The organism is Pseudoalteromonas galatheae, assembly GCF_005886105.2.
GTDB lineage: Bacteria > Pseudomonadota > Gammaproteobacteria > Enterobacterales > Alteromonadaceae > Pseudoalteromonas > Pseudoalteromonas galatheae.
Window position 1 is genome coordinate 2,321,586 of record NZ_PNCO02000001.1, and the last position, 23,813, is coordinate 2,345,398.

Below are 23,813 nucleotides of genomic sequence, written 5' to 3' on the forward strand. Positions count from 1 at the left end.
TTAGCCAAACCATTTGTACAATTTTTTACCAAAGTGATTTTGCATCACAGATATTCATGGGACATCCATATTCCGTCACTGTTAAAGTAATTCTGGTATAAATTACTCTATTGTCATCAAATCTACACTAAATAGCTATTAACATTAGTTATCAATTTAACTCGGCAATATTCAACGCTATTTCTGACGGCTATAATAGCCACGTAACATAGATTCTCTTCCTTACTCCAAACCCTTACCCCTTCAATCAAAAAACCCGTAAAAAACATTTAAAATCATAAATTTAACACCAATCACCTTTGATTTTCACGCTTGGCGTTCAAAGCAAAGCTAACGATGTTTTTTGAATCAACATTCAATGTAGTTAATCGCTACCCACTATAAATAATCAATTGATTAAATAATTTGACCATTGTGAAAAAAAAGACCATTATCACTTTAGGTAAACAAAAAACAAACATTGAATACAAAATGAAACAACCTGTTAAGGAAAGCAACAATGTCAAATACAAATAATGAGCTGATTGTCGTTACGTCCGCGATTGTGCAACTAAAAGCCGCTGCCAAATATAGAAACTTCAACCATGATACGTTCCAAAGTGTTATGTCATTCGCGAATACGGCGGGATTGTACATCGCTTTAATTAAGAAAAAAGAAAGAAGAATTATTTCAGATATGAACGTTTCTGCATGTAATCAATTAGTAAAAAAACTACAAAGTGCAATTTACGATGACGAGTTCGCACTGGAAGAGCTACGCAGTGTCTGCAGAACCAACAGTATATTGTCTGACGTTGCTCTATATGGGCAGGATGACCCCAGTGCTGCATTTATGTCTCTTGTCATTTTTCAAAATAGTCTGTCTAGTACACTGACACCCGCTTCATATCTGATTGACCTGATAACCCCCTACCTACACAAAGCCTATATCACTAGCTTAGAGCCTACATGGGCACAGAATCATCCGCTAGAGTCCCTTACAGCGAGAGAAAAAGAAGTGTATAACTGGATGTCGTCAGGAAAAACAAATAGAGAAATTGGACTTATACTTGGGATCAGTCAGTTTACAGTTAAAAACCATGTTGCTCGTATTCTTGAGAAGCTCAACGCACCTAACCGCTCTGCAGCCTTAGCCTTATGCAATTAATTGAACGATGAGTCCCACTAAAAACACTTAATGGGACTCTCTATAAGGGTCTACCAACCATTCATTACAGCAAGACAGGTATTGCTCACTTGAAGCCAGTAATATCTTTTAGCCATTCTCAGCAGCCCAAGCGATTAAAAACATCGCCCGTAAAAAACCGATATTAAGCTAGCTCTTGACGAGCATACTTGCCATTTCGAGTTAACGGTAATTGAGACCAAACTTGAAGCCTATCAACCAGCATGTACTTTGGTAATAGTTTAGCACAATGCATTTTCAACTCTAACAGCGTCGGCGCTTTATCTTTAATGGTAATATGCGCGTGTAACTGCTTGTCTTCATTGAGAACAACAACACATTCTGCAACATGTTTATGCTTATTGATCGCATGCTCAACCTCACCTAAGTGAATACGGTAGCCCTTTACTTTCACCATATGATCTTCTCGGCCGTTATACATTAGTTCACCAAACTCATTGTAGTAGCCTAAGTCACCAGTGTTATAATATTGGTTTTCCTGAGCTGGTTTACCCCAATAACCAGCAAATACTGTAGGGCCTGATACACAGATGAACCCTCGCAAACCTTGCGCAAGTTCTTCACCAGTATTATTCCTGATTGTAATAATGCTATTGCTAGCTGAAAAGCCAATAGGTAGTAATTCTGGGACATTCTCACCTATTTCATAATAGGTGCAAACATTAGTCTCTGTTGGGCCATAAAAGTTATAAAGTCGAGCTTGGGGTAATGCTGCCCTTAATACTTTTAGCGCTTTAACCTCAAAGGCCTCTCCTGCAAAAATCACGGTCGTTAGCAACTTGCAACGCTCCGCGAAAAGCGGCTCAGCTTCGAGCATTAACTTAAGAGCGGTAGGTACTGAATACCAGACAGTGATCTGCTGCTGCTCTATAAAATCAATTAGCTGTTTTGGAACGTAACTTAGTAATTCAGACACGAGATGAACGCTAGCACCCGCCAATAAAGATACATAGATATCAAATACAGATAGATCGAAATGCCAAGGTGCATGATTGGCAAATCTATCCTGTTTACTGGGCATTAGTTTAGCCTTTGCCCAGTTAATAAATGCTAAGGCATTCTCATGAGTGATTTTCACTCCTTTCGGCGTTCCAGTTGAACCAGATGTATATAACATATAAGCGACATCTTGATAGTCGACTACCGCAGGGCTGTCTGTTGGAACAGCCTTCATAGCTTCGTTCCAACAGGTTAACGAAGCGATAAAGTCGGCAGTGCCATAGTATTCTTCGTTAAGGACAATCACCCGACACTGAATTGATACATCATGAGTGCATTGATCTAGCTGCTCAGCTGAGGTGATCAATACACTTAATTGACAATCGTTTCTTATTTCTTCAACACGCCTTATTGGGTTTGCCGGATCTATCGGTACATAAATCGCGCCAATATGAGTAACCGCAAGCATCGCAGCTAGTGCCCTACAGGACTTATCCACCCACAGGCCAATCCGATCACCAGGCTTTACCCCCAAGCTACTCAAGTGGCCTGCGAAATGGAAGACAGCTTGGGATAATTCATCGTAATCCATACTTAATAGACCATCATGAACGGCTATTTTGTTTTCTCCGGCTGCGGACATTCCAGCTAGCAAAACCTCACTCAAATTTTTCATAACAAACCTAACCTATTACAAATTAGTTCACGTTGAATATCTGATGTACCAGAGAAAAGCACAGATCCAAGTGCATCTTTAATACTGCTATTCACTCCACCTTCGTCCAAATAACCAAGCGCTCCATGCACACGGATCACATCTAGCCCAGACTGTACAAAGGCTTCGCTGATGGCTAATTTGCTTGTCGCCACTGCTTTTGTATTGTCTACCTCTTTTGATTTTTGCCATGCAGCAAAATAAAGCAGCAACCTTGCACTTTGTAACCTAACCTCCATATCCGCGATACGGTGAGAAACAGCTTGAAACTTACTGATCGTCTTATCACCTTGTTTGCGCATATTTGCATACTCGATGCAAAGATCTAAATCGCGCTGCATCACGCCAATAAACAACGCAAATAAACAACAGCGCTCCCAATCCATTGAAGCTGCAAATATCCTAGCGCCTTGACCCTCATCACCGAGCACATATCGCTTATGTACCTTAACCTCATCAAAGAAAACTTGATTCAACTGAGCAGAGTTCAAACCCAGTTTTTTGTAGCTATTTCCAACTTCTATACCAGGTAAATCAGCGGGGATAACAAATGCAGTTTGTCCGAGATATCCAAACTTAGCGTTAGTCGTCGCATAGGCGATAAAATAATCAGCAACACTACCGTTAGTCACGTAAGACTTAGCGCCTTTGATGATGTAATAATCACCTTCTCGGCTCGCCGTTGTTGCTAACTTTGCTATGTCTGAACCTGCTTCAGCTTCCGAAATAGCATTCGCCGCGATTTTTTCTCCAGAGGTGAGTAGAGGTAATAACTCCCGCTTAATCGCTTCGCTTCCATGCTCATAAATTGGCATGACACAAGCAAAGGTATGTGCAGCACCGGCAAACAAAACGCCGGTATCCGCGCCGCCTTGTCCGAGTCCCTCCAGTACCTTTACTGTGGTTAAAATATCCAATCCCGATCCACAAGGTGAGTATTCACTATCAACAGGTAATCCAAAATAACCGAAGTCACCTAAAGATTTCCATAAATCGAGTGGAAACTCGCCCGGTTGATGGCTTGTAGATCGTAATTCTGACGAATAACTTAGAGCATGCTCAAATAGCGACAGCTGCGCCTCATTCCATTCAAAATTCATTTGTATTCCCCACTTATCCTATTTTTAATTATTGGACTTCAGTCTTAACTTGCCATCTGTTTACGGTCGTATTCTTCGATTGCATTTCTGAAAATAGCTGGCGCTTTCCAGTCCTTACAATCAAAACAACAACCGCCCAATAAGCGTATGACTTCATCCCTAAGATCAGGGTTTTGCATTTGATAGCCAAAGAAAATGGGGTAAATCCAAAAGTAGCGAATAAGATCTGCTGCGATTTGTTGACCTCCGTTGCTCCAATCTCGATAAGCGTAAAAAGGGGCTTTCCAGTCTTGACCATTAACAACCTGTTCAATCGCTTCAGCAGCTCTAATCCCTTCTTTCATTGCGAACGAAACACCGTAGGAGAAAATAGGGTCTAGGAATCTATGTGCGTCTCCAATGCAAAGCCAACCATCACCAACAAATGGTTCTATTCGGTAAGAAAAGTCAGCCATTGACTGAGACTCACCTTGACGTTCGGCATTTTTGAAGCGTCGCTTCAGCTCTGGGCTGATGTGCTCCATGCCCCATTCGATTGCATCATCTGGGTTTTTGCACTCTTTATAATAGAGATCCTTCGGTATAACGACTCCTAAGCTGTCCGTATCTGGAGAAATAGGAATGATCCAAGACCAATGATATTGCTTTGAATATAGGATGGTTGTATTGGTGGAAAACGGCGGTAAATCTCTTTCCACCCCTTTATAATGCGCAAATGAAGCAATTTGCTGAGAGAAGAATTCAATCTGGCGTTTTCCTGCAATGCCTTTTCTTGAAAGAAAGGTGTTTTGTCCACTCGCATCGACTAGCACCTTCGATCTTACTTGATGTTCAATGCCATCGGCTTTATACACAGCCCCAACAACCTTGTCACCTTCTCGAATAACATCAGTTACCATACCAAGTTGATATTCAACGCCGTGTTCAACCGCCTTTTGTTTGATCATATTGTCAAAATCGCTGCGACGCACTTGCCAAGTTGGCGCGAGAATTGGGATAAAGAACTCATTTTTTGATAATGAGCCTATAACGTTTACGCCGGGTTTGTCAGGAAATCCAGCAGCATCCATTGCATCTGCAAGGCCTAAGTCACGAATGATCTGCCCAGCATTACCAGTTAACGACTCACCGATGTGGAAACGAGGAAACTGCTCTTTTTCAATACATAAGACCGACATGCCTTTCTTACGGCATTCAATTCCACATAGGCTCCCAGCAGGCCCACTTCCAATTATTACAACGTCATAATGTGTAAATCCGTTCATTACATAGCCACCTTATTTAAGAAATCTTCAACTACCCAAACAAACTCTTCTGGTCGCTCTGACGCTGAGAAATGACCACAGCGAGACAAGCGTGTCACCGTTGCATTTTCGAGTTTTTCAGCTGCTTTTTCGCTCCACTCTGGAGGAATAATCTGATCATGATTACCAGCGATGAATAAAGTTGGTACCTTAACGCCGTCGAACGTGGTTGCCATTGATTTACGCGCATACTCGTCGAGGAATGAGTGATAAGCAGGTCTAGAAAGTACATCATTTAGTAGGTCTTCCAGCGCAGGAGTCATTTTTGGTGGATGGTAATATGCAGCAGCTAAAAACTGCTCAGGGTTTGAAGACATCTTCTTGAGATCTCCCCACCAACTATCAACGTCTTCCACCAAACCAAAGCCTGTACATACGAGCGCTTTCACCTTCTCCGGATAGCGGCGAGCTATTTCAGTCGCTATCATGCTGCCCGCGGAGTTAGCGACAAGTACCCATTCTTGCTCTTCTAATGTTTCTAAAAACTGTAATGTAAATTCCACATGATCTACATATGAAGGCGCATCGTTGCTACTTTGGCTTAGTCCAAATCCAGCTAAATCAAGCGCAATGGCATTGTGACGACCTTGTAATGAGCGTAGCGTTGAAGACCAAGATGTTGATGGGTTGCCAAGCGCTGGAAGCATAATCCACAATGGACCTTTACCTTTAACACGTAAGGTGTGCTGTTTGAATCCGTTACCGGTGTCTATCAACTCTCGCTGAATGCCATAACTCTCTTGTAAGCAAACCAAGCGCTCTAGCTCGGACACTTCAGCTGCACGCTCAGTTTCAACGATCCCTGATAGTGATTTAATCAGCATCGAAAGCGTCTTTATATTCTCAAAATGCACTGGTGTTATATTATTTTCAGGGATCTTTGCACCATACTTTTGATCAACATGTGCAAGCAAACGCACCATTGATAATGAGTTTAATATACCTAATTCAAGCAAGGGCGTATTTTCATCTAAATCGGGGGCGGCGCCTTCCAAAAGGTCGTTATTTATAAAATCGATCAGCTCTTTTTCCACTTTAATCTCCATTAATTTAAAAACAAGTCCCCACAAACAATATAGAAACAAGATAATAAAAAAATAGCTAAGTAGGACTATTAAATTAGTTAGATCGGACTATATGAAAAACCCCAGCAATGCGTAACTTATATATAACTAAATATCAAAACTAAAAAATGGAGTTATTATGCTAAAAATCACATTTGTACAGCACGACGGTTCAACAATAGATACTGAAGTTGAACCTGGAATGTCGATTATGCAGGCTGCAATAGAGAATCTAGTAGAAGGGATCGAGGGTGAATGCGGTGGCTCCGGAAGCTGCGCAACATGCCATTGTTATCTATCTGAACAATGGTCAGGTAAAGTCACGCAGCCTGATAATAATGAAAGCCAAATGCTTGAACTGGTGAACGACACAACCGCATTTAGTCGCCTTAGTTGCCAAGTAAAAATCACTCAAGAACACCATGGCTTGAGCGTTACCTTGCCTGAGTCTCAATACTAAAAAAGGAAAAATCATGAAAAGGTGTATCATCGTTGGAGGTGGCCATGCAGGGGCTGAGGCCGCTTTTGAACTGCGCAAAAGGAACTGGACGGGAGAAATTTTAATCCTCAGTTCGGAGAGCTATCTTCCATACCATCGCCCCCCTCTTTCCAAGACCTTCTTGACTGGTGAATCACCACTGAAACGACTTTACATTAAACCGCCGGCAGCCTATACAAAAGCAAATATTGATATTAAGTTAGAATCTTTTGTTGTCGATGTAATACCCGACGAAAACACCATCAAGCTCAGCTCAGGAGATACATTATCGTACGATAAACTGATCCTCTGTACAGGTGCTTCTCCAAGAAAACTAACACTGCCAGGTGCTGAGTTAGCAAACGTATTTTCGATCAGAACACTTGGTGATATCGAGCAGATCGCTAAGCAGGTAAATTACGAACAAAATAAAAAGAATATCGTTATGATTGGTGGTGGATATATAGGTTTAGAAACCGCTGCCTCGTTCAAAAAGTTGGGACATCAAGTTACTATTCTAGAGCGTAATGAACGCGTGTTAAACCGTATTGCAGCTGAGCCAATAGCGAGCTACGTAACCACCTTACATGCCTCCAAAGGCGTGACGATCCTCACCAATAAAGCAGTTGTATCATTAGCTGGAAATGGCAAAGTGGAGTCTGTTATCTGTGATGATGGGAGTAGTTTTCCAGCAGATTTGGTTGTTGTTGGGATTGGTGCTCATGCTAATTCAGATCTGGCAGATAAAGCAGGGTTAATTACAAAATGCGGCAGAGTGTTGGTCAACGACCAATGCCAAACTGCAGCACCTAATATTTATGCCGCGGGCGACTGCACCTTAGCTATAGAACCTTTCAGCGGTGAGGTAACTGCCATAGAATCCGTGCCTAATGCAGTTCAGCAAGCAAAAATAGCAGTAGCCAGTATTTGTGGAACAGCTCAGCCACAAAGGCAAGTGCCATGGTTTTGGTCTGATATCTATGATTGCAAACTACAAATTGCTGGGCTATATCAAGAGTATGACGCTGTAGTAGAGCGAGCATACAGTTCAGATAGCAAGAGTTACTGGTATGTAAAGGCTAACAAATTGATTGCTGTAACCTGCATTAATTGTCCAAGCGATTTCCAAGCTGCTAAGAAAATCTTAAGAGAAAATATAAATATTTCTCTACAGCGGTTATCGAATACAGCGACCCCTATTGCTATACAAGATACGCCGTTACACGCTTGATATTTTAAGTCTAACAATACTGGATGCTACCTTGCTGGCATCCAGAAAAAGTATTACTTTGCGCCGTTTAAAAATAAGTTATAAATATAGTCTGCCCACTCTTTTCCAAAGATCTGACTATCATTAATATTCCAAACATTCGTTCTGATATCATCAAGTAAAAAAGGAGAAATAATTAAAGAAACTAGGTTGAATGCAGCAAGCCCAGCTTTTTTTTCATCTTTAATAGAGGTCTCAGCAATAATAAGCTTAGGTAGTAATTCAGAAACCTTACCTGGAAAGGCATTAATAAAAGCATAACTTAGTGGTGTAGACTTAAACATGACTTCTTCTTTCAAGATAGAGACGACCGCTGGATTAAACTTCAAAATTTCGCTTACTGATATAATAAATTCATACAACGGTCTTTCTTCTTCTTCAATCTTCTCAAGCTTAGTGAGCAAAGGGGCCGATAAACTTTCAACTACTGAGATAAAAAGGTTCTCTTTACTGCCGAAATAATATTTAATCATCGCAGAGTTTAGCTGAGCTTCATTCGCAATGTCTCTTATTGTAATCTTACTATACGGCTTTTTATCCAGTAACGTTTTTCCAGCAATAATTAACTTGTTTCTTTGCCTGTTTTGCCTTTCACCGTCAACAGGACGACCTTTTTTTATATATTTCATAAGTTAATATCTTATTTTTATTATAAAACTAGTGATACTGTAGATAAATATGATAACTTGTTGAACCGACTTCAGCTGCAATTAATACAAGTAAAAAGCTAACTAGTTGCCCAACGCTAATTTTTGAGCAAACATATGCACCTAGTGGTGCGCCGACAACAACTACGGGAATGGCTGCTAAAAGATATCCTTGAATCTGATGATCAATAACATCTAAATACCACGCATTTATAACACTACCCAAAACCGAAGTAAAGGCCATCACTATTACAGACGTAGCTGTTGCTTTTTTCAAATCTGCGTTACAAAAAACAACCAAAAATGCGAATAATATTATATCTGAACCAGACCCCACCAGCCCACTGGCGATACCACCAATAAACGCAATGGCTGTGATATATCGCTTTTCTGGATTGATTGTTAAGCAAGTGCCTTGGTGGTGCATTTTACGTCTTATTCTGTAGATCATTGTGATCGCAAAACATAGAAGTAAAAAACTAAATATCGCCTTTACTATTGCGCCCTCAACTACCGGGGTAATTAAGATTAAACTAACCGCAACACCGACCGCCGACATAGGCAATGCGACTAAGACCTCTCGACCATAGAACGGGATCCCTCGGCATACAATAGTTAGCGCCGCCGCGGTCATCCCAAAACTCTGAATAGCCAATGAAAACACCTTAGCGGTATGAGGCTCAATGTTGAGTACTTTGGTCATGATGGGAAATGCGACAGCCCCACCACCAAGCGCAGTTCCACCAGCAACGAAAGAGCCAAATACCATAGTTAATGCAATCTGAAACTCATTCACAATTTGAAATAGTGCAGAGTTAAAGCCTTGTATCCAAATCAAAGACAAATAGACTAAGAGAGTAAAATACAAGGGCAAGAAACTTGCCCTATATAGCTTAGTTAAGTAAATCATATTTAAATTTAAAGGAGTTGGTATTTATTTAATAAACACTACACGATAAAATCAAATATAGAATAGTCAATTCGGACCATATTAGATAGATAATTATAAAAGCTCAAAAATTTAATTTAAAATTCAAATAAAACTAAAAATTCAGCTGTTATTTTTTCTGCTTCCGAACTTATCTGTTCATCTATATTCTCTATAGGTCGAGCCAAGATTGCGTTAAAAAAACTGGTACTTTTCGCCCGGGAGATAATAAATTCAGCTGCATACGTTGGATCAACTTGCTTCAAGCAACCCGCTTTAATTTCTATCGCCAGTGAACTTGCGAGCTTAGATACCCCTTTATGAGGACCATATACTAAGAACGCCTCCCCAACCTCATCAAAGTACCCCGAATAATAAATAGCATTCCTAAGTAAGTTAACATACCAAGGATCCGTTATGAACGTTAGATATTCAGTCACTTTCGCGTTGATGAATTCATCCAACGTTTGATCTTCGGCCCGTGGCTCAAACATCTTTTCAATTTGCTTTTCGCACTCACTACTCAAAATCGCAACAAACAACTTTTCTTTCGTTTTATACCTAGAATAGATGGTTGGTTTGCTCACTTTCGCTTCTTTTGCAATATCATCCACAGAAACTCTATCCAGTCCATTTTCTATAAAAAGCCGAGTTGCTGCGTCTTTGATAGCTTTATCTTTCTTTTCTGCTCGAGTACTCAAATATTTTCTTCTCTTGGTGGTGTGAGCTGTTGCTCGTTAAAGTCGATCTGGCTCTCTGTATCTTGTGCTTTTTCTTTGCGTGTTAAGATTTCATACAAGACGGGGATCACGAATAAGGTTAATGGGGTCCCTATCCCTAAACCAAACGCAATTGCAGTCGCCATGGAGAAGAAGAGTACATCATTTGCGACGATAAGCGGTAGCAATCCAACTATAGTCGTTATTGAAGTAATCAAAATAGGCCTCATTCTGACGCTTGATGCCTCTACCAGAGCATCTCTGAACGAAATGTCACTGCGTTTACGCTCTATATCAGCTCGGTCAATCAATACAATTGCATTGTTGATGATTATGCCAGCCAATGCCAACAAACCTAAAATAACAATAAAACCGAACTCTCCACCCATCATTTTCAAACCGCTGCCAGCGCCGAATACAACCAACGGTATTGTCAGCAATATAACAAAGGGTCGTCTGAATCCACCAAATTGAGAAATTAAAATCAACACTATGATACACAAAGCCAATGGAAAATTAGCAGCCAAAGCCGCTTTCCCTTTCTTAGAGTCAGCAATGATCCCATCAAACTCAATCGAGTAGCCCTCTGGTAAATGCTTGTTTAACTCAGTGATCTGTTTTTGCATCTTCGGTGCGAGATCTTCTGGAGAGTATTTCAGGTTTCTCCCTTCAATTGTGACTGTAGGTACACCATCTTCTTTTTCAATCACGGGAAATCCTGTCTCGTAATTTATATTGATAAGTTGCTCCAGCGGTATAGGCTCCCCTGAAATGGGCGAAATAATGGTTTCCGCTTTTAAAGCCACTACATCTAAGTGTTCTGCACCTCGAAGAACCACAGGAACATTATCATCATCCTGCCTAGATACAGAAACAACCGTGCCATTCAAAAACTGAGAAATAGTTGTCAGTACTTGAGCTTCGGAAATACCAGCTTGCTCGGCGAGTATTTTGTTAACACTGATATTCGCTCTCGTCGATAAATTGAACCAGTTTGACCAAATATGGATCATATCTGGGTACCCTTCAAATAGCTTTATCACTTGCTGCGAACCATTAAATACCTGAGCATAGTCCGGCCCTTTGTATTGCACTTGCAGCACGGTGGGATCCGAAGGTCCAGTAAACATACCTGACACTCTAAACTTTACATCAGGCAGTAAGATCCCTGCCACTTTTCTCAACTGTGTCAACGTCTCATCTACCGCTTCGCGTGACTTAACATCAATCAATAAAAAACCAACATTACTAGCAGGGTCTAAAGGCGCGAGAGAAAATATAAACCTAGGTCCTCCAAATCCAATATACGCCATAACATGATTAACGTGAGGAAACGCACCTTCATCACCTAATGCTTCTGTTAACTCTGTGATTGCGGCTTCAGTGACTAAGGTAGAGCTGCCAGCAGGTGTATTAACATAAGCCAATAGCTGATGGCGATCACTTGATGGGAAAAACTGTTTAGGTGTCGATGCGATTAGTTTTATACCTACGGCAAACAATGCGATAGCGCCGAAGATTACCCATTTTTTATGGTTTAGCGCGTAGACCAGTGTAGCTCGATACTTTATTTCTAATTTAGTAAAGACGGCGGTAATTGCCGTTTCCTTTGTCGGTTTATTGGAGACAAACAAATAGCACATAGTCGGTGTCACTGTCATGGCCAAAAGCCAGGAAATCCCCAAAGAAATCAATACAACAAGCGAGATATTACGTGTGAACTCGCCAGCACCATGTTCTGCCATCATCAAAGGAATAAACACAATCACAGTGGTAGCTGTGGAAGAAAGTAACGGCAGAGCAAGCTCTTTCCCAACTTCAGCAAGTGCTCGATATTTATCTTTATGTTCTTCATAGCGCCGTTTAAATTGCTCGGCAACGACAATCCCATTGTCGACCAGTAATCCAAGAGCAATCACCAAAGTCGCAAGGCTCATACGTTCCAACTGCATTTCAAACATTCCCATCACAGCAAGTGTCGCAAGCATTACACATGGAACGATAGCACCAACAATTAACCCCATTCGCACACCTAAAAACAGCATTACTACGGCAAGAACAATAAATAGGGTTTGCAAAACGTTTATAGATACCCCATACACCGCTTTTTCAACTTCGACGCTTTGCTTGGATACGATGTTAAGTGCGATTTCTGGTGATAAATTTTTGCGAATATCACTTAATGCTTCATCAAGACGTCTTGTATAGTTAATGACACTCTGTTCAGGCTGCATAACAACAGACAGTACGACGGCTCGTGAGCCGTCAAAGAAAGCGGCTTGCTGATAAGGACTTTTTGTGGTTTTTGTAACAGTAGCAACATCACCTAATGTAATAATACCATGTGGCGTTGTATTACTTTTATCGCGAATCAAAATGGGTAATCGCAGTAACTTGTCTTCCGTGTCTAAGCCCAGGTTCGCACTGACGAGAATCGAGTATTCGTTAGTATTAACAGCGCCAATGGCTTCATAATTATTGTTCTTTCTGATAATTTGCGAGACGACCCCTTTGGTCAATCCAAATGCCTCTAGGGCAGCATCGTTAAAATCAATGTAAAAAACCTCTTCGGGACTACCATGTAAACCAACGCGACGAGTACCTTCAATGAACACGAGCCTATCTCTGATACTTTGTGCAACATCATATATATCGTCTAGTGCCATTGATTTTGATGTCAGCGCAAAGGTCATCACCGCAACATCACCAAAGTCATCATTAACGATTGGTTTATGTGCACCTTGTGGTAGGCTGCGACTCGCAAACTCTACCGCTTCAGCCAGTTCATCCCATATTTGATCGAGTTTGCTATATTTATCTTCAACCTTGGCGTGAATAATCGACAGGCCATCCATCGATGAAGATCTCACTTCATCTAGCTCAGGTAACGTGACAATCGCAGCTTCTAGTGGTCTGGTTACTAGCCTTTCTACATCTTCCGCTTTCATATTTGGGAAACTTGTCGAGATCACCGCTTCTCTGATTATCACCTCAGGATCTTCTCTAGCAGGTAAACTAAAGAAGCTAAAAATACCAAAACACATTGCTAATAACACAGAAGTAAGTATCAAAGAACGTTGCTTATAAGCGAATACTGAAATGGACATAATTTAAGTCTCTCTTACGCTATGAATTGACTAATTCGACAACTTGCCCGTTCGCAAGTCCCTGCCCACCATGCATGACAATATTGCTATTTTCATCTAAGTCACCGCTAACAAATACCCGACCACTGCGGATCCGCTCGATAAGTACAACCTTCTTAAATACTGTTTGTGTTTTTGGATCTAGAAGCCAAACAAAATGATTATTGCGGGTATCGCGATAGAGTGCAGCAATGGGTATCGAATAGTTATTTCTAGCGTTTCTTATACTGAACGACACATTGACTGGCGCGCCTGGAACAACAAGATCCGTGAACTTATTATCCAATATGATAAGCGCCTCAATTAAGCCATTAGCACTGGCTTGACGATTGATACTCTTAATAACACCTGAGAGTAGGTTTTTCTCTAAGGTATACATAGATACCTGCTGACCTACCTTAATTTGATTAACGTGTTGATATGGGATCCGCGTTAGTACTTCCAATGTAGTATTGTCCGATTTCACAGACAAAACGGCTTGATTAGCTGAAACATGCTGGTTTTTTTGAGCGAACTTTCCTGTCACACTACCGTCGAAAGGCGCAATGATCTGCGTATCGGCCAAGCCTTTTTTAGCCGTATCTCGCTTAGCCTCCAGCAAGTTAACTTGGGCAAATGCACTATCAACCTTCAACTTCCAAAGGTCAACTTCGGTATCCGAAACCAAAGAGCGCTTGCTCAGCGCTTTTCTGCGCTCGAATTCAATCTTTGCATTTTCTAAATCGTATCTCGCCTGATTTAGACTCGCCTCGGCTTCTTTAAGAGCAAGTTTAGACGTAACAGAGTCTAGTCGAGAAAGCACATCACCTTTTGCAAAGCTATCTCCGATGTCCAAGTCTAACGATACGATTTTCCCTCTTCCTTCAAAGCTCAGCTCACCACGATCATGAGCTCGAACATACCCAAGATACGATTGCTCAATATAATCTTTGCCACGGTCAACTCGCGTAATACTCACCTGCGGCTTTTTCTCAGTATTTTCCTTACTTGGTGCTGCACTTCCGCATCCTAGTGTCTGTAGAGTTAAAAAACCAGCTAAAACACAACTACTTATTCTAAATAAATACATAATCCATACCTCACCCTCGTAAGTAAATTCCCTATCGCAAATTGTGGGAAGATTTGCTGTAGCGACACGACTCAAATTTAACGAACACAAAACTATACTATACGGTTTAGTTTAATTTGCAAATAGAACGTTTTTAAATTTCGTACAGGCAAATGAGCAAACTTTGATCATCTCTTTTTCGTCACTCGCAATTCTTATCTATTTAGTGTAAAACGGGGTTCTACTGATTTGCGCGCATGACACAGGATCCTAAGTGGCATTACCGAACAAAGTGAAGACGCTTCTTGATGAAGCACAAGAACTTACCGATTACCGTGATTGTCTTGCTTTTTTCTACAAATGGTTAAGCAATCAATTTGCCAAGCAACCCGTTAGAAATTTAATTAACTCTCGAGCCGAATTTATCGACCGGTTGTTGATTAAACTGTTTAATGAAACCGGATTGGCGCACCAACCAGACTTATCTCTCATCGCCGTAGGTGGTTATGGCCGCGGTGAATTGCATCCTTTCTCTGATATCGACTTTTTGGTGCTGACCAAATCGCCTCCCTGTGAAGAAGTAACCAGCTGTTTGGAGCGTTTTGTCACTTATCTATGGGATTTAGGTCTAGATATTGGTCATAGCGTAAGAACTCATGAACAAGTCCTAGAACAAAAACAAAATGACGTTCACTTTGCCACAAGTCTGCTAGAAAGCCGCCTAATTTGTGGTAACCACATTGAGTATGAACACCTCAAACGACATATCGTTGAAACCCCAATTTGGCAATCTAGTGACTTTTTTATCGCCAAGGTCAACGAGCAGAATATTCGCCATAAAAAATGCCACGGTACCGCCTATAACCTTGAGCCTAATATTAAAGAAAACCCCGGTGGCCTTCGCGATCTGCAAACCATTTTTTGGGTCGCTAAAAAGCACTTTCGCGCTGAAACTTTGGAAGAGTTGATCAATCACGGATACTTGACCCATGAAGAATATCAAGAGCTGTTAGAGTGCATAGAAAACCTGTGGAACATTCGCTTTGCGCTACATCTGGCTGCTGGTCGCAGTGAGAACCGTTTACTGTTTGACCATCAACCACATGCCGCTGAGCTCCTCGGTTTTGGCTCTGAGGGTAAAGCCTCGGTCGAGCGCATGATGAAACGCTTATTTAGGATCATGAGCCGAGTGCGCGAAATGAACCAGATGCTGCTCTCCTATTTCGAACAAAGCATTCTTCCCGAGCAGTTGGAACAAGAAGCCGTGCCACTCGACAGAAACTTTGAGCGTATTGGCAATAAAATTCGCGTTAAAAATCCTTCGGTCTTTTTTCGTCGAGAGAATTTGTTTGTCCTCTTTGAGCATATTGCGGACAACCCTAAAATCACTCACATTGACCCAAGTACCATCCGTACCATGCGCCAAGTAAGACGCCGTTTATTAGGTGATCTACAAGATTACGCAGGCTGTCGTGATGCTTTTTTAAGGTTATTGAAACACCCCAACGGCATGGGCCGAGCGTTTACGCTGATGCACAAACACGGGATCATCGCCGCCTATTTACCGCAGTGGCGTAATATTTTTGGTCAAATGCAGTTCGACCTATTTCACGCGTATACAGTGGATGAACATACCCATAAGCTCATCAATAACATCTACCGCTATTTCGATAAAGAGCATATTAGCGAGTTCCCTATTTGTTCTGAGATTGTTGCCCGCATGGACAAGCCAGAACTACTTTACTTAGCTGGGATCTTTCACGATATTGCCAAAGGTCGAGGTGGCGACCATTCCGAGCTTGGCGCAGTTGACGCCATGGCATTTACCAAAATGCACGGCTTTACGTCGTCGGATGCGAAGCTTGTCGCATGGCTGGTGCAAAATCACCTACTGATGTCTGTCACAGCCCAGCGTAAAGATATTAACGACCCCGATGTTATTGCTGAATTTGCACAAAAAGTGAAAAACGAGCGTCAGCTAGATTATCTCTATTGCTTAACGGTTGCCGACATTCGTGCAACCAACGACAATCTCTGGAACGACTGGAAAAACACCCTCTTACGCGAACTGTATTTGCATACTCAGCGGGCACTGCGCTTGGGCCTTGAAAATCCAATGGATATGCGCGATCAGATCCGTGATAAGAAACGTCAAGCCAAGCAACGGCTGATTAATTTAGGTTACTTCGAAGAGTATATTGACCTTATTTGGTCACGCTTTAAGGCTAACTATTTTACTGCTTTTAGCGAACAGCAGATCTCTTGGCATACTGAGCATCTTTTAAAATCTGATGACTTAAGTCAGCCAAGTGTGATCGTCTCTGACAAGCCTATGCATGGCGGGACGCAAGTATTCGTATACAGTCCTTATGAATCGGCGCTATTCGCCAAACTAGTCAGTGTAATTGGCTCTAAAAAAGCACAGATCCAGCATGCTCAGGTCATGACCACAAAAGATGGCTATGTTGTCTTTAGCTTTGTTATCCTAGAAGTGAATGGCGATCCGCTCAGCACCAGTCGTGCAGCGGGGATCAGAAGAGGTTTAGAGACGCTCCTAAAAGATCCAAAAAAGAAAATCAGAGTAAAAAAGAATCGCTCACAGAAGTTTAAAGATTTTAATATTAGGCCAAAAATTATCTTACGCCCTCATGCTAGAGCAAACCGTAGCCTTATTGAAATTCAGGCCATTGATATTCCGGGGTTGCTGACTAAAATTGCTGAGGTATTTCAGGCCTATTCACTACATATTCATGCCGCGCGCATTACAACCGTCGGCGAACGCGCAGAAGACTTTTTCGTCGTCTCAAACAAAGATTACAAGGCACTAGATGAAGTCCAAAAAGCCGAGCTTCACCGTGCTCTACTCAAGAAATTAAATGCTGAAACAGATTAACGAGGAATTTATGTCTGATTTAAAAACGACTATTGAAACCGCATGGGAAAACCGCGATACCATCACCCCAACCACGGTATCAGACGAAGTAAAACAAGCGATTGTCAACGCGTTAGAAATGCTAGATTCAGGTGCGGCGCGTGTTGCGGAAAAAGTTAGCGATGAGTGGGTTGTACATCAATGGTTGAAAAAGGCGGTGCTGCTGTCTTTTAGAATTCGTGACAACCAACCAATGAGCGATGGTGTTAACCAGTTTTATGACAAAGTACCATTAAAATTCTCAGACTACACGCCAGAGCAGTTCCAACAAGGTGGTATGCGCGTGGTACCAAACGCGGTAGCACGTCAGGGCAGCTTTGTCGGTAAGAACGTGGTACTTATGCCGTCCTACGTTAATATTGGTGCATATGTTGATGAAGGCACTATGGTAGACACTTGGGCAACCGTAGGCTCTTGTGCACAGATCGGTAAAAACGTACACCTATCTGGCGGTGTGGGCATTGGTGGCGTATTAGAGCCGTTACAAGCCAATCCAACGATTATTGAAGATAACTGTTTCATCGGTGCGCGTTCTGAAATCGTCGAAGGTGTGATTGTTGAAGAAGGTGCGGTCATCTCCATGGGTGTCTATATTTCACAAAGCACTCGTATTTATGACCGTGAGACTGGTGAAATCCATTATGGTCGTGTGCCAGCCGGTGCTGTGGTAGTGCCAGGTTCACTCCCAAGTAAAGATGGATCTCATAGCCTGTATGCAGCAATTATTGTGAAAAAAGTAGATCAGCAAACTCGCGAAAAAGTTGGGATCAATGCACTACTTCGCTCACTAGACGACTAATTGTCACGACAGTTTCGAAAAGGGAGCTTTCTGCTCCCTTTTTCATGTGTTACCAGCGGTAGTCCAATGACACTAGAATGTTTCTTGGTCTTCCTGGAAAGTACCTTTCACCACTAAATGAAGTGTAATCGGCACGCTCAGCGTAGCGTTCGTCGGTTAGATTTTTCACTCTCATCGTCAACGCCAAATGCGGATTTACCTGCCACTTTCCTCGTAAGCTCAGTACATCGTGACCAGAATAACGATGAAGATTTTCGGGGTCAGTAAAATACTCTCCTACATGATGCCAAGCTAAAGACCAACTGAGGTTATCTAGTGCTTGCCAGTATAATTGGGCGTTAAAGATGTTCCTTGGTGCTGAATCTAGATCGTTGCCATTAATATTGATACCACTAAGAATATTATCTTGTTCATAAGTATGCTTAGCATGGGTTGCGGCGAGATCTAGTTGCCAATGTGCTGAGAATGAATAACTCAGCTCCAACTCCACACCTCGGTGCCTTGAGCGACCATCGTTGATATAGAAAAAGTCACTATCTCGGAAGATCAAATTTTCTTTTTTCATATCATAAATCGCGATCTGATAACCAAGACTATCTGCTCTCCCCTTTAGTCCAAGCTCGATATTATCCGCCTTTTCCTCCTCTAGCGAGGCTTTTAACTGCGCTCGCTGCAATTGGTAAAGCTCAGCAGTTTGTGGCGCACGATAACCTTGAGACACGTTAGCATAGGCAATATGTCGCTCAGTGAACGCATAGCTTAGGCCAAATTTTGGTGAAAAATAAGCAAAGCTATCTTTGCCACTGGCTGGGCGACTATAACGACATCCTCCCATTGCACATACTGAGCCATCTTCTTTAGTACGCCCAGTAGGCAAAAAGTTGCGATAATCGTATCTCATTGACTCAAAACGAGCGCCCAGTTCAACTAACCAGTTACCTTGTCGCCAACTGAGATTTGCAAAAGGCGCGAGTTGCATCGCATCTACTTCATAGTCGTAATGCTTTCCTGTGGGAATAGTTGAACGCAAAAATGCAGAGCCTTCAGTCGGCGTAGGCTGATACTGCAACATCTCGCCTTGGGTATACTCCGTATCCACTCCCCAATCTAGTTGTATTGAGTCACCTAATTCAGTGTGTATAAGCGTTTGCAGCCCCACACCAGTTTGACCATTTTCTTCAAACGGCTTACCCGGCAAGAAATGCTTAACAAATTCCATCTCTTGCCAGCGAACATAAGGTTTTATCAGCACAGTGTTGCTATCGTCAAAGTACCCGGTTATTTCTGTCCAAGCTCTAAATGACTCCGCCTTTCTAAATGCTTCAGGGTTTTCGTTTTGCTTCGCCAATTGCTTATTTTTATAACTATCCACTCCTGTTACATAACCCGCAGTTTGCTGATCTAAGTGGGTGTATGTCATTCCAGATACGACACCAATCTTCTCGCCTTCATATTGGTGTTTGACGCTCAACTTTTGTTGCTCAACGCTTTCATCGTCACGATAACCCGTATCTTTTGTAAGGGTGAACGCGGCGCCCAAGCCAAGGGCATTATCGCCAGCTTGTATCCGAGTTCGGCTATAACCATAGGAGCCGATATCTAGTGCAACCCTAGGTGCTTTTTGAATATTATTTGAAGTGATCACATTAACCACTCCGTGCACCGCATTAGAGCCATACAACACGCTATTTGGCCCTTTTAGCACTTCAATACGCTCTGCCGCTTCATAGTGCGATTCAAATAGTTCATTGATATTACAAAAACCTGCGGCTCTGAGTGCAATACCATCTTCAGCCATTAAAATGCCGCCACATGCGCCTGCACCAGATAGCACTTGTGAGCGCAATGCAGGTAGATACTCTTGACCATTACCATGTTGTATATTTGCACCAGCAACAAGCCTCAACGCTTTTTCGATATGCGTGACGCCTATGTCATCTAACTGAGCTTCCGTGAGCAAAGAGAGGCTTACAGGGCGCTCTCCTACCGTCTCAGCTAACCTGGATGCCGTAGTAGTGATGATTTCAAATTCGTTGTTCTCTGTCGCTTCGCTAAGTTGTGGTGCAAGGGCACAACTTGCAAAGACCAACACCATTTTTTTCATTTTGATACCTATTGTATTAGGGCCTGTTGATCTTTGCTGTTTGATTTTTGTTCTCCTGAGTGTATTTTGGTCGCGACGCTCGACTTGCCGCCTAGTAATCTAGGCAAAAGTTGAGCAACAATGAACAAAGCCCACTCAGGTGAACCCAAAGGGCAGCGCTTGATTAGCATTTCTACTGTGTTCTCGCCTGACTCACATAGAATAACTATGCTACGCAGGCTCTGCCTTGTACAAATACCAATCAAACTGCTGCAAAAACAAACTTGAAAGGTAAACAGGCCCTAACTCGATTACAAGGCAAAAAGAAAGGGCTACACAGCCCTTTCGTTTTCTTTACCACTAAGCGTTATGCCTGTCTTGCCTCTAACATCAAACGCTTCATATCTCGTACAGCCTTTTCAAGTCCATCAATTGCCGCTCGAGCAACAATAGCATGACCGATGTTAAGTTCGTAGATTTCTGGCATTTGTGCAATCGGTTTAACATTATGATAATGCAAACCATGGCCTGCATTGACAATAAGACCTAAGCCATGAGCATACTTAACGCCTTCACGAATGCGTTCAAGTTCAGCGCTCATTTCGGTGTCGCTCTCAGCATCCGCATAAGCACCAGTGTGGATCTCAATGTAAGGCGCACCGGTTTGCTTTGCAGCATCTAGCTGCTTTTTGTCCGCGTCGATGAACAAGCTTACTTTGATACCTGCATCAGCTAGACGCTGAGTTGCCGCTGTGATCCTATCTAGATTACCCGCAACGTCTAAGCCACCTTCCGTCGTTAACTCTTCGCGTTTTTCTGGCACTAAGCAAACATATTCTGGTTTTACTTCGCAAGCGATGTCGAGCATTTCATCAGTTACTGCGATTTCTAGATTCATACGTGTTTGGATGGTTTTTGCCATCACGTAAACATCACGATCTTGAATATGGCGACGGTCTTCACGTAGGTGAATAGTAATGCCGTCAGCACCTGCGTGCTCAGCTACTGCTGCTGCATGTGCAGGATCTGGATAGCTAGTGCCACGCGCCTGACGAAGTGTTGCAATATGGTCTACGTTGACGCCGAGTAAAATATCTTTCATCGTTTATCCCTTGATAATATGACGTAGCAAGTGGTTAATCCACTTATTACTGCGATACCAATTTTTCGATTTATAATTTTGATCAAATTGGTATTATTTCTTTGAAACAAATAGTTCTCTACTTTTCAGCCCTTGCTTACCAACTAGCGGTGCCATTAACCTTCGTGTTAATTGCTTAGCCGCCCTCCTCACCGCAAGGTCTTGGAAATCTTGATTGGCAATAGCCAACAACATACTGCCCGGTATCGTATCAGGTTCACGACCGACTGCAATAAAACCATACTCAGATATATACTTATACGCGGTTTTTGGCTTCACTGGATTACCTTCTGCGTCAAACTCCAGTTCCACACCAAACCCAAGTTCACCCAATAATTGCAACTCAAAGCTGCGTAAGATAGGCTCGACATCTTCATCTTGGGCCAAACGCATTAAATGTAACTGATAGAGCGCAAAGATCTGCTCTAGCGGTTCGTTAGTTGGTACTACGCGTTGCGTTAGCTCATTGAGATACAAGCCACAATATAACTGCCGCCCAACGAGTTGGACTTGGTTGTCCGTGGGTTCAAAACGATTTACGTATTTAAAGTCGTATCTGCCTGCATATTGCAGTAAAAGTAATGAAAATGGCCGCAACTGGGCATTATGTTTGAGGGATTGCTTGCCCTTTACTCGGGCAAGCATTTTGAGTTGTCCAACGCCTTCGACCAGTACGTCAAGCAGTACCTGAGAATCGCTGTAAGGTCTGCGATGTAACAGATAGGCTCGTCGAAAGTCGCTATCCAATCAGTCTTCTCCGTACCCTAAGCTACGAAGAGCACGTTCGTCATCAGCCCAGCCAGATTTCACTTTAACCCAGCATTCGAGATAGACTTTGTTGTCTAGCATGTTTTCAAGATCTTTACGCGCTTCGCGGCCGATCACTTTAAGCTTTTCGCCTCTGTTGCCGATCACCATGCGTTTTTGCGATTCGCGCTCAACAAGGATCAACGCGTTGATCTGCCAAACGCCGTTGTCTTGCCACTTAAACTGCTCGATCTCAACCGTCACCGAGTACGGTAGTTCATCGCCCATAAAGCGCATCAGTTTCTCACGCACGATCTCTGCCGCCATAAAACGCATTGAGCGATCGGTAACGTAATCTTCAGGGAAATAGAATTCACATGCAGGTAAACGCTTGTGCACTTCTTCTCTGATCATATCAACGTTCTTACCTTGCTTCGCAGAGATAGGTACGATCCCGATAAAATCCCCCTGCTCACTCAACCACTGAATATGCGGCATCAACAAGTCTTTATCTTTTACCTGATCGGTTTTATTCATCACCACCAAGATAGGACGGCCGCTGTCTTTAACTTTAGCCAGTACCATTTCGTCATCAGGCGTCCAATGCGTCCCTTCTACAACGAAAATAACCAATTCAACGTCGCCGATTGAGCTTGATGCTGCTCGGTTCATTAACCGGTTAATTGCACGCTTTTCTTCAATATGAAGTCCTGGCGTATCAACGTACACCGCTTGATAGTTACCCTCTGTATGGATCCCCATGATGCGGTGACGAGTAGTTTGTGGTTTACGCGAGGTAATACTTACCTTTTGCTCAACCAATTTATTTAATAGTGTCGATTTCCCTACGTTAGGTCTACCGACAATGGCAATCATGCCGCAATGTGTATCAAGCGTCATTCTTTAATATCTTAAGCGCTTTTTCGGCAGCTTTTTGCTCAGCTTTACGTCGCGAGCTGCCTACTGAAATTATACTTTCCATCCCTTCCACTATACATTCGACCGTGAATGTTTGGTTGTGAGCTTGCCCTTTGGTATCTATTACAGTGTAGCCCGGTAAAGGTAATTTTCGAGCTTGTAGATACTCCTGCAGCAGCGTCTTCGGGTCTTTTTGATTATGACCAGGTGAAATCGCAGTTAAGCGTGATTCGTACCAACTTAGTACCAAATCTCTGCACACGTCGATGTCAGAGTCTAAGAAAACGGCACCAATTATGGCTTCTACTGCATCTGCGAGCGTTGACTCACGGCGAAAACCGCCGCTCTTTAGCTCACCTGGACCTAGGCGCAGATAATCACCCAGCGCGAATTCCACACCGAATTCCGCCAGCGTTTGACCACGCACTAACGTTGAGCGCATGCGGCTTAAATCACCTTCACGCGCTTTTGGAAACTTGTGATACAAAGCATTTGCAATCACAAAGCTTAAAATAGAGTCGCCCAAAAATTCGAGACGCTCGTTGTGCTGGCCTTTGTGACTGCGATGCGTCAAAGCCTGCTCAAGCAGCGCCTTATCAGAGAAGTTGTACCCTATTTTATTATAAAGTTCTTCTACGTTTCTTTTCAT

Annotated in this window: 19 protein-coding genes; 5 read left to right on the plus strand and 14 right to left on the minus strand. The window is 42.5% G+C overall.

Annotated elements, in window-relative coordinates:
• The first annotated feature begins 499 nt into the window (after positions 1 to 499).
• Entirely contained in the window at positions 500 to 1,147 is a 648-nt protein-coding gene (locus tag CWC29_RS10165) for a response regulator transcription factor (protein WP_128726463.1), read from the plus strand.
• 163 nt (positions 1,148 to 1,310) lie between these two features.
• Here the strand turns inward: CWC29_RS10165 and CWC29_RS10170 are convergent, their stop codons facing one another.
• The 4 genes from CWC29_RS10170 to CWC29_RS10185 are packed head-to-tail and all read right to left on the minus strand — an operon-like array spanning position 1,311 to position 6,278.
• Positions 1,311 to 2,801, minus strand: a complete 1,491-nt coding sequence (locus tag CWC29_RS10170; protein WP_138523134.1) for an amino acid adenylation domain-containing protein — start codon at positions 2,799 to 2,801, stop codon at positions 1,311 to 1,313.
• A complete protein-coding gene (locus tag CWC29_RS10175; protein ID WP_128726461.1) occupies positions 2,798 to 3,940 on the minus strand; it encodes an acyl-CoA dehydrogenase family protein in 1,143 nt (380 codons plus the stop codon). The genes CWC29_RS10170 and CWC29_RS10175 overlap by 4 nt, the downstream gene beginning before the upstream one ends.
• Positions 3,941 to 3,984: 44 nt before the next feature.
• Positions 3,985 to 5,205, minus strand: coding sequence for an NAD(P)/FAD-dependent oxidoreductase (locus CWC29_RS10180; protein ID WP_128726460.1), 1,221 nt, complete (start codon positions 5,203 to 5,205; stop codon positions 3,985 to 3,987).
• Entirely contained in the window at positions 5,205 to 6,278 is a 1,074-nt protein-coding gene (locus tag CWC29_RS10185) for an alpha/beta fold hydrolase (RefSeq protein ID WP_161568678.1), read from the minus strand. The genes CWC29_RS10180 and CWC29_RS10185 overlap by 1 nt, the downstream gene beginning before the upstream one ends.
• A gap of 169 nt (positions 6,279 to 6,447) precedes the next feature.
• Between CWC29_RS10185 and CWC29_RS10190 the strand changes: the two genes are divergently transcribed.
• Together CWC29_RS10190 and CWC29_RS10195 are read left to right on the plus strand one after the other, a co-directional pair.
• Positions 6,448 to 6,768, plus strand: a complete 321-nt coding sequence (locus tag CWC29_RS10190; RefSeq protein WP_128726458.1) for a 2Fe-2S iron-sulfur cluster-binding protein — start codon at positions 6,448 to 6,450, stop codon at positions 6,766 to 6,768.
• Between the two features lie 13 nt (positions 6,769 to 6,781).
• Entirely contained in the window at positions 6,782 to 8,017 is a 1,236-nt protein-coding gene (locus CWC29_RS10195) for an NAD(P)/FAD-dependent oxidoreductase (protein ID WP_128726457.1), read from the plus strand.
• Between the two features lie 53 nt (positions 8,018 to 8,070).
• Here the strand turns inward: CWC29_RS10195 and CWC29_RS10200 are convergent, their stop codons facing one another.
• From CWC29_RS10200 to CWC29_RS10220, 5 genes are all read right to left on the minus strand, one after another.
• Entirely contained in the window at positions 8,071 to 8,685 is a 615-nt protein-coding gene (locus CWC29_RS10200) for a TetR/AcrR family transcriptional regulator (RefSeq protein WP_138523136.1), read from the minus strand.
• Between the two features lie 28 nt (positions 8,686 to 8,713).
• A complete protein-coding gene (locus tag CWC29_RS10205) occupies positions 8,714 to 9,541 on the minus strand; it encodes a sulfite exporter TauE/SafE family protein (RefSeq protein WP_235956559.1) in 828 nt (275 codons plus the stop codon).
• Positions 9,542 to 9,729: 188 nt separating this feature from the next.
• The gene (locus tag CWC29_RS10210) at positions 9,730 to 10,332 is read right to left on the minus strand and encodes a TetR/AcrR family transcriptional regulator (protein WP_128726454.1); all 603 of its coding nucleotides are present in this window, start codon (positions 10,330 to 10,332) and stop codon (positions 9,730 to 9,732) included.
• Positions 10,329 to 13,457, minus strand: coding sequence for an efflux RND transporter permease subunit (locus CWC29_RS10215; RefSeq protein ID WP_138523138.1), 3,129 nt, complete (start codon positions 13,455 to 13,457; stop codon positions 10,329 to 10,331). The genes CWC29_RS10210 and CWC29_RS10215 overlap by 4 nt, the downstream gene beginning before the upstream one ends.
• Before the next feature lie 19 nt (positions 13,458 to 13,476).
• The gene (locus CWC29_RS10220) at positions 13,477 to 14,565 is read right to left on the minus strand and encodes an efflux RND transporter periplasmic adaptor subunit (RefSeq protein WP_138523140.1); all 1,089 of its coding nucleotides are present in this window, start codon (positions 14,563 to 14,565) and stop codon (positions 13,477 to 13,479) included.
• Positions 14,566 to 14,818: 253 nt separating this feature from the next.
• Here CWC29_RS10220 and glnD point away from each other — a divergent pair, with 253 nt between their 5' ends.
• Together glnD and dapD are read left to right on the plus strand one after the other, a co-directional pair.
• The gene (glnD, locus tag CWC29_RS10225) at positions 14,819 to 17,437 is read left to right on the plus strand and encodes a [protein-PII] uridylyltransferase (RefSeq protein ID WP_128726451.1); all 2,619 of its coding nucleotides are present in this window, start codon (positions 14,819 to 14,821) and stop codon (positions 17,435 to 17,437) included.
• Positions 17,438 to 17,447: 10 nt separating this feature from the next.
• On the plus strand, positions 17,448 to 18,275 hold the full coding sequence (gene dapD, locus CWC29_RS10230) for a 2,3,4,5-tetrahydropyridine-2,6-dicarboxylate N-succinyltransferase (protein WP_138523142.1): 828 nt from the start codon (positions 17,448 to 17,450) through the stop codon (positions 18,273 to 18,275).
• Positions 18,276 to 18,324: 49 nt separating this feature from the next.
• Here the strand turns inward: dapD and CWC29_RS10235 are convergent, their stop codons facing one another.
• The 5 genes from CWC29_RS10235 to rnc form a co-directional block, all read right to left on the minus strand.
• Positions 18,325 to 20,379 carry a TonB-dependent receptor gene (locus CWC29_RS10235; protein ID WP_138523144.1) on the minus strand — a complete coding sequence of 685 codons (2,055 nt, stop codon included), beginning with the start codon at positions 20,377 to 20,379 and terminating at the stop codon, positions 18,325 to 18,327.
• A gap of 346 nt (positions 20,380 to 20,725) precedes the next feature.
• Positions 20,726 to 21,460, minus strand: a complete 735-nt coding sequence (gene pdxJ, locus CWC29_RS10240; RefSeq protein ID WP_138523147.1) for a pyridoxine 5'-phosphate synthase — start codon at positions 21,458 to 21,460, stop codon at positions 20,726 to 20,728.
• Positions 21,461 to 21,553: 93 nt separating this feature from the next.
• The gene (recO, locus tag CWC29_RS10245) at positions 21,554 to 22,246 is read right to left on the minus strand and encodes a DNA repair protein RecO (protein WP_128726447.1); all 693 of its coding nucleotides are present in this window, start codon (positions 22,244 to 22,246) and stop codon (positions 21,554 to 21,556) included.
• Positions 22,247 to 23,146 carry a GTPase Era gene (gene era / locus CWC29_RS10250; protein ID WP_128726446.1) on the minus strand — a complete coding sequence of 300 codons (900 nt, stop codon included), beginning with the start codon at positions 23,144 to 23,146 and terminating at the stop codon, positions 22,247 to 22,249.
• Positions 23,136 to 23,813, minus strand: coding sequence for a ribonuclease III (rnc, locus tag CWC29_RS10255; RefSeq protein WP_010371291.1), 678 nt, complete (start codon positions 23,811 to 23,813; stop codon positions 23,136 to 23,138). The genes era and rnc overlap by 11 nt, the downstream gene beginning before the upstream one ends.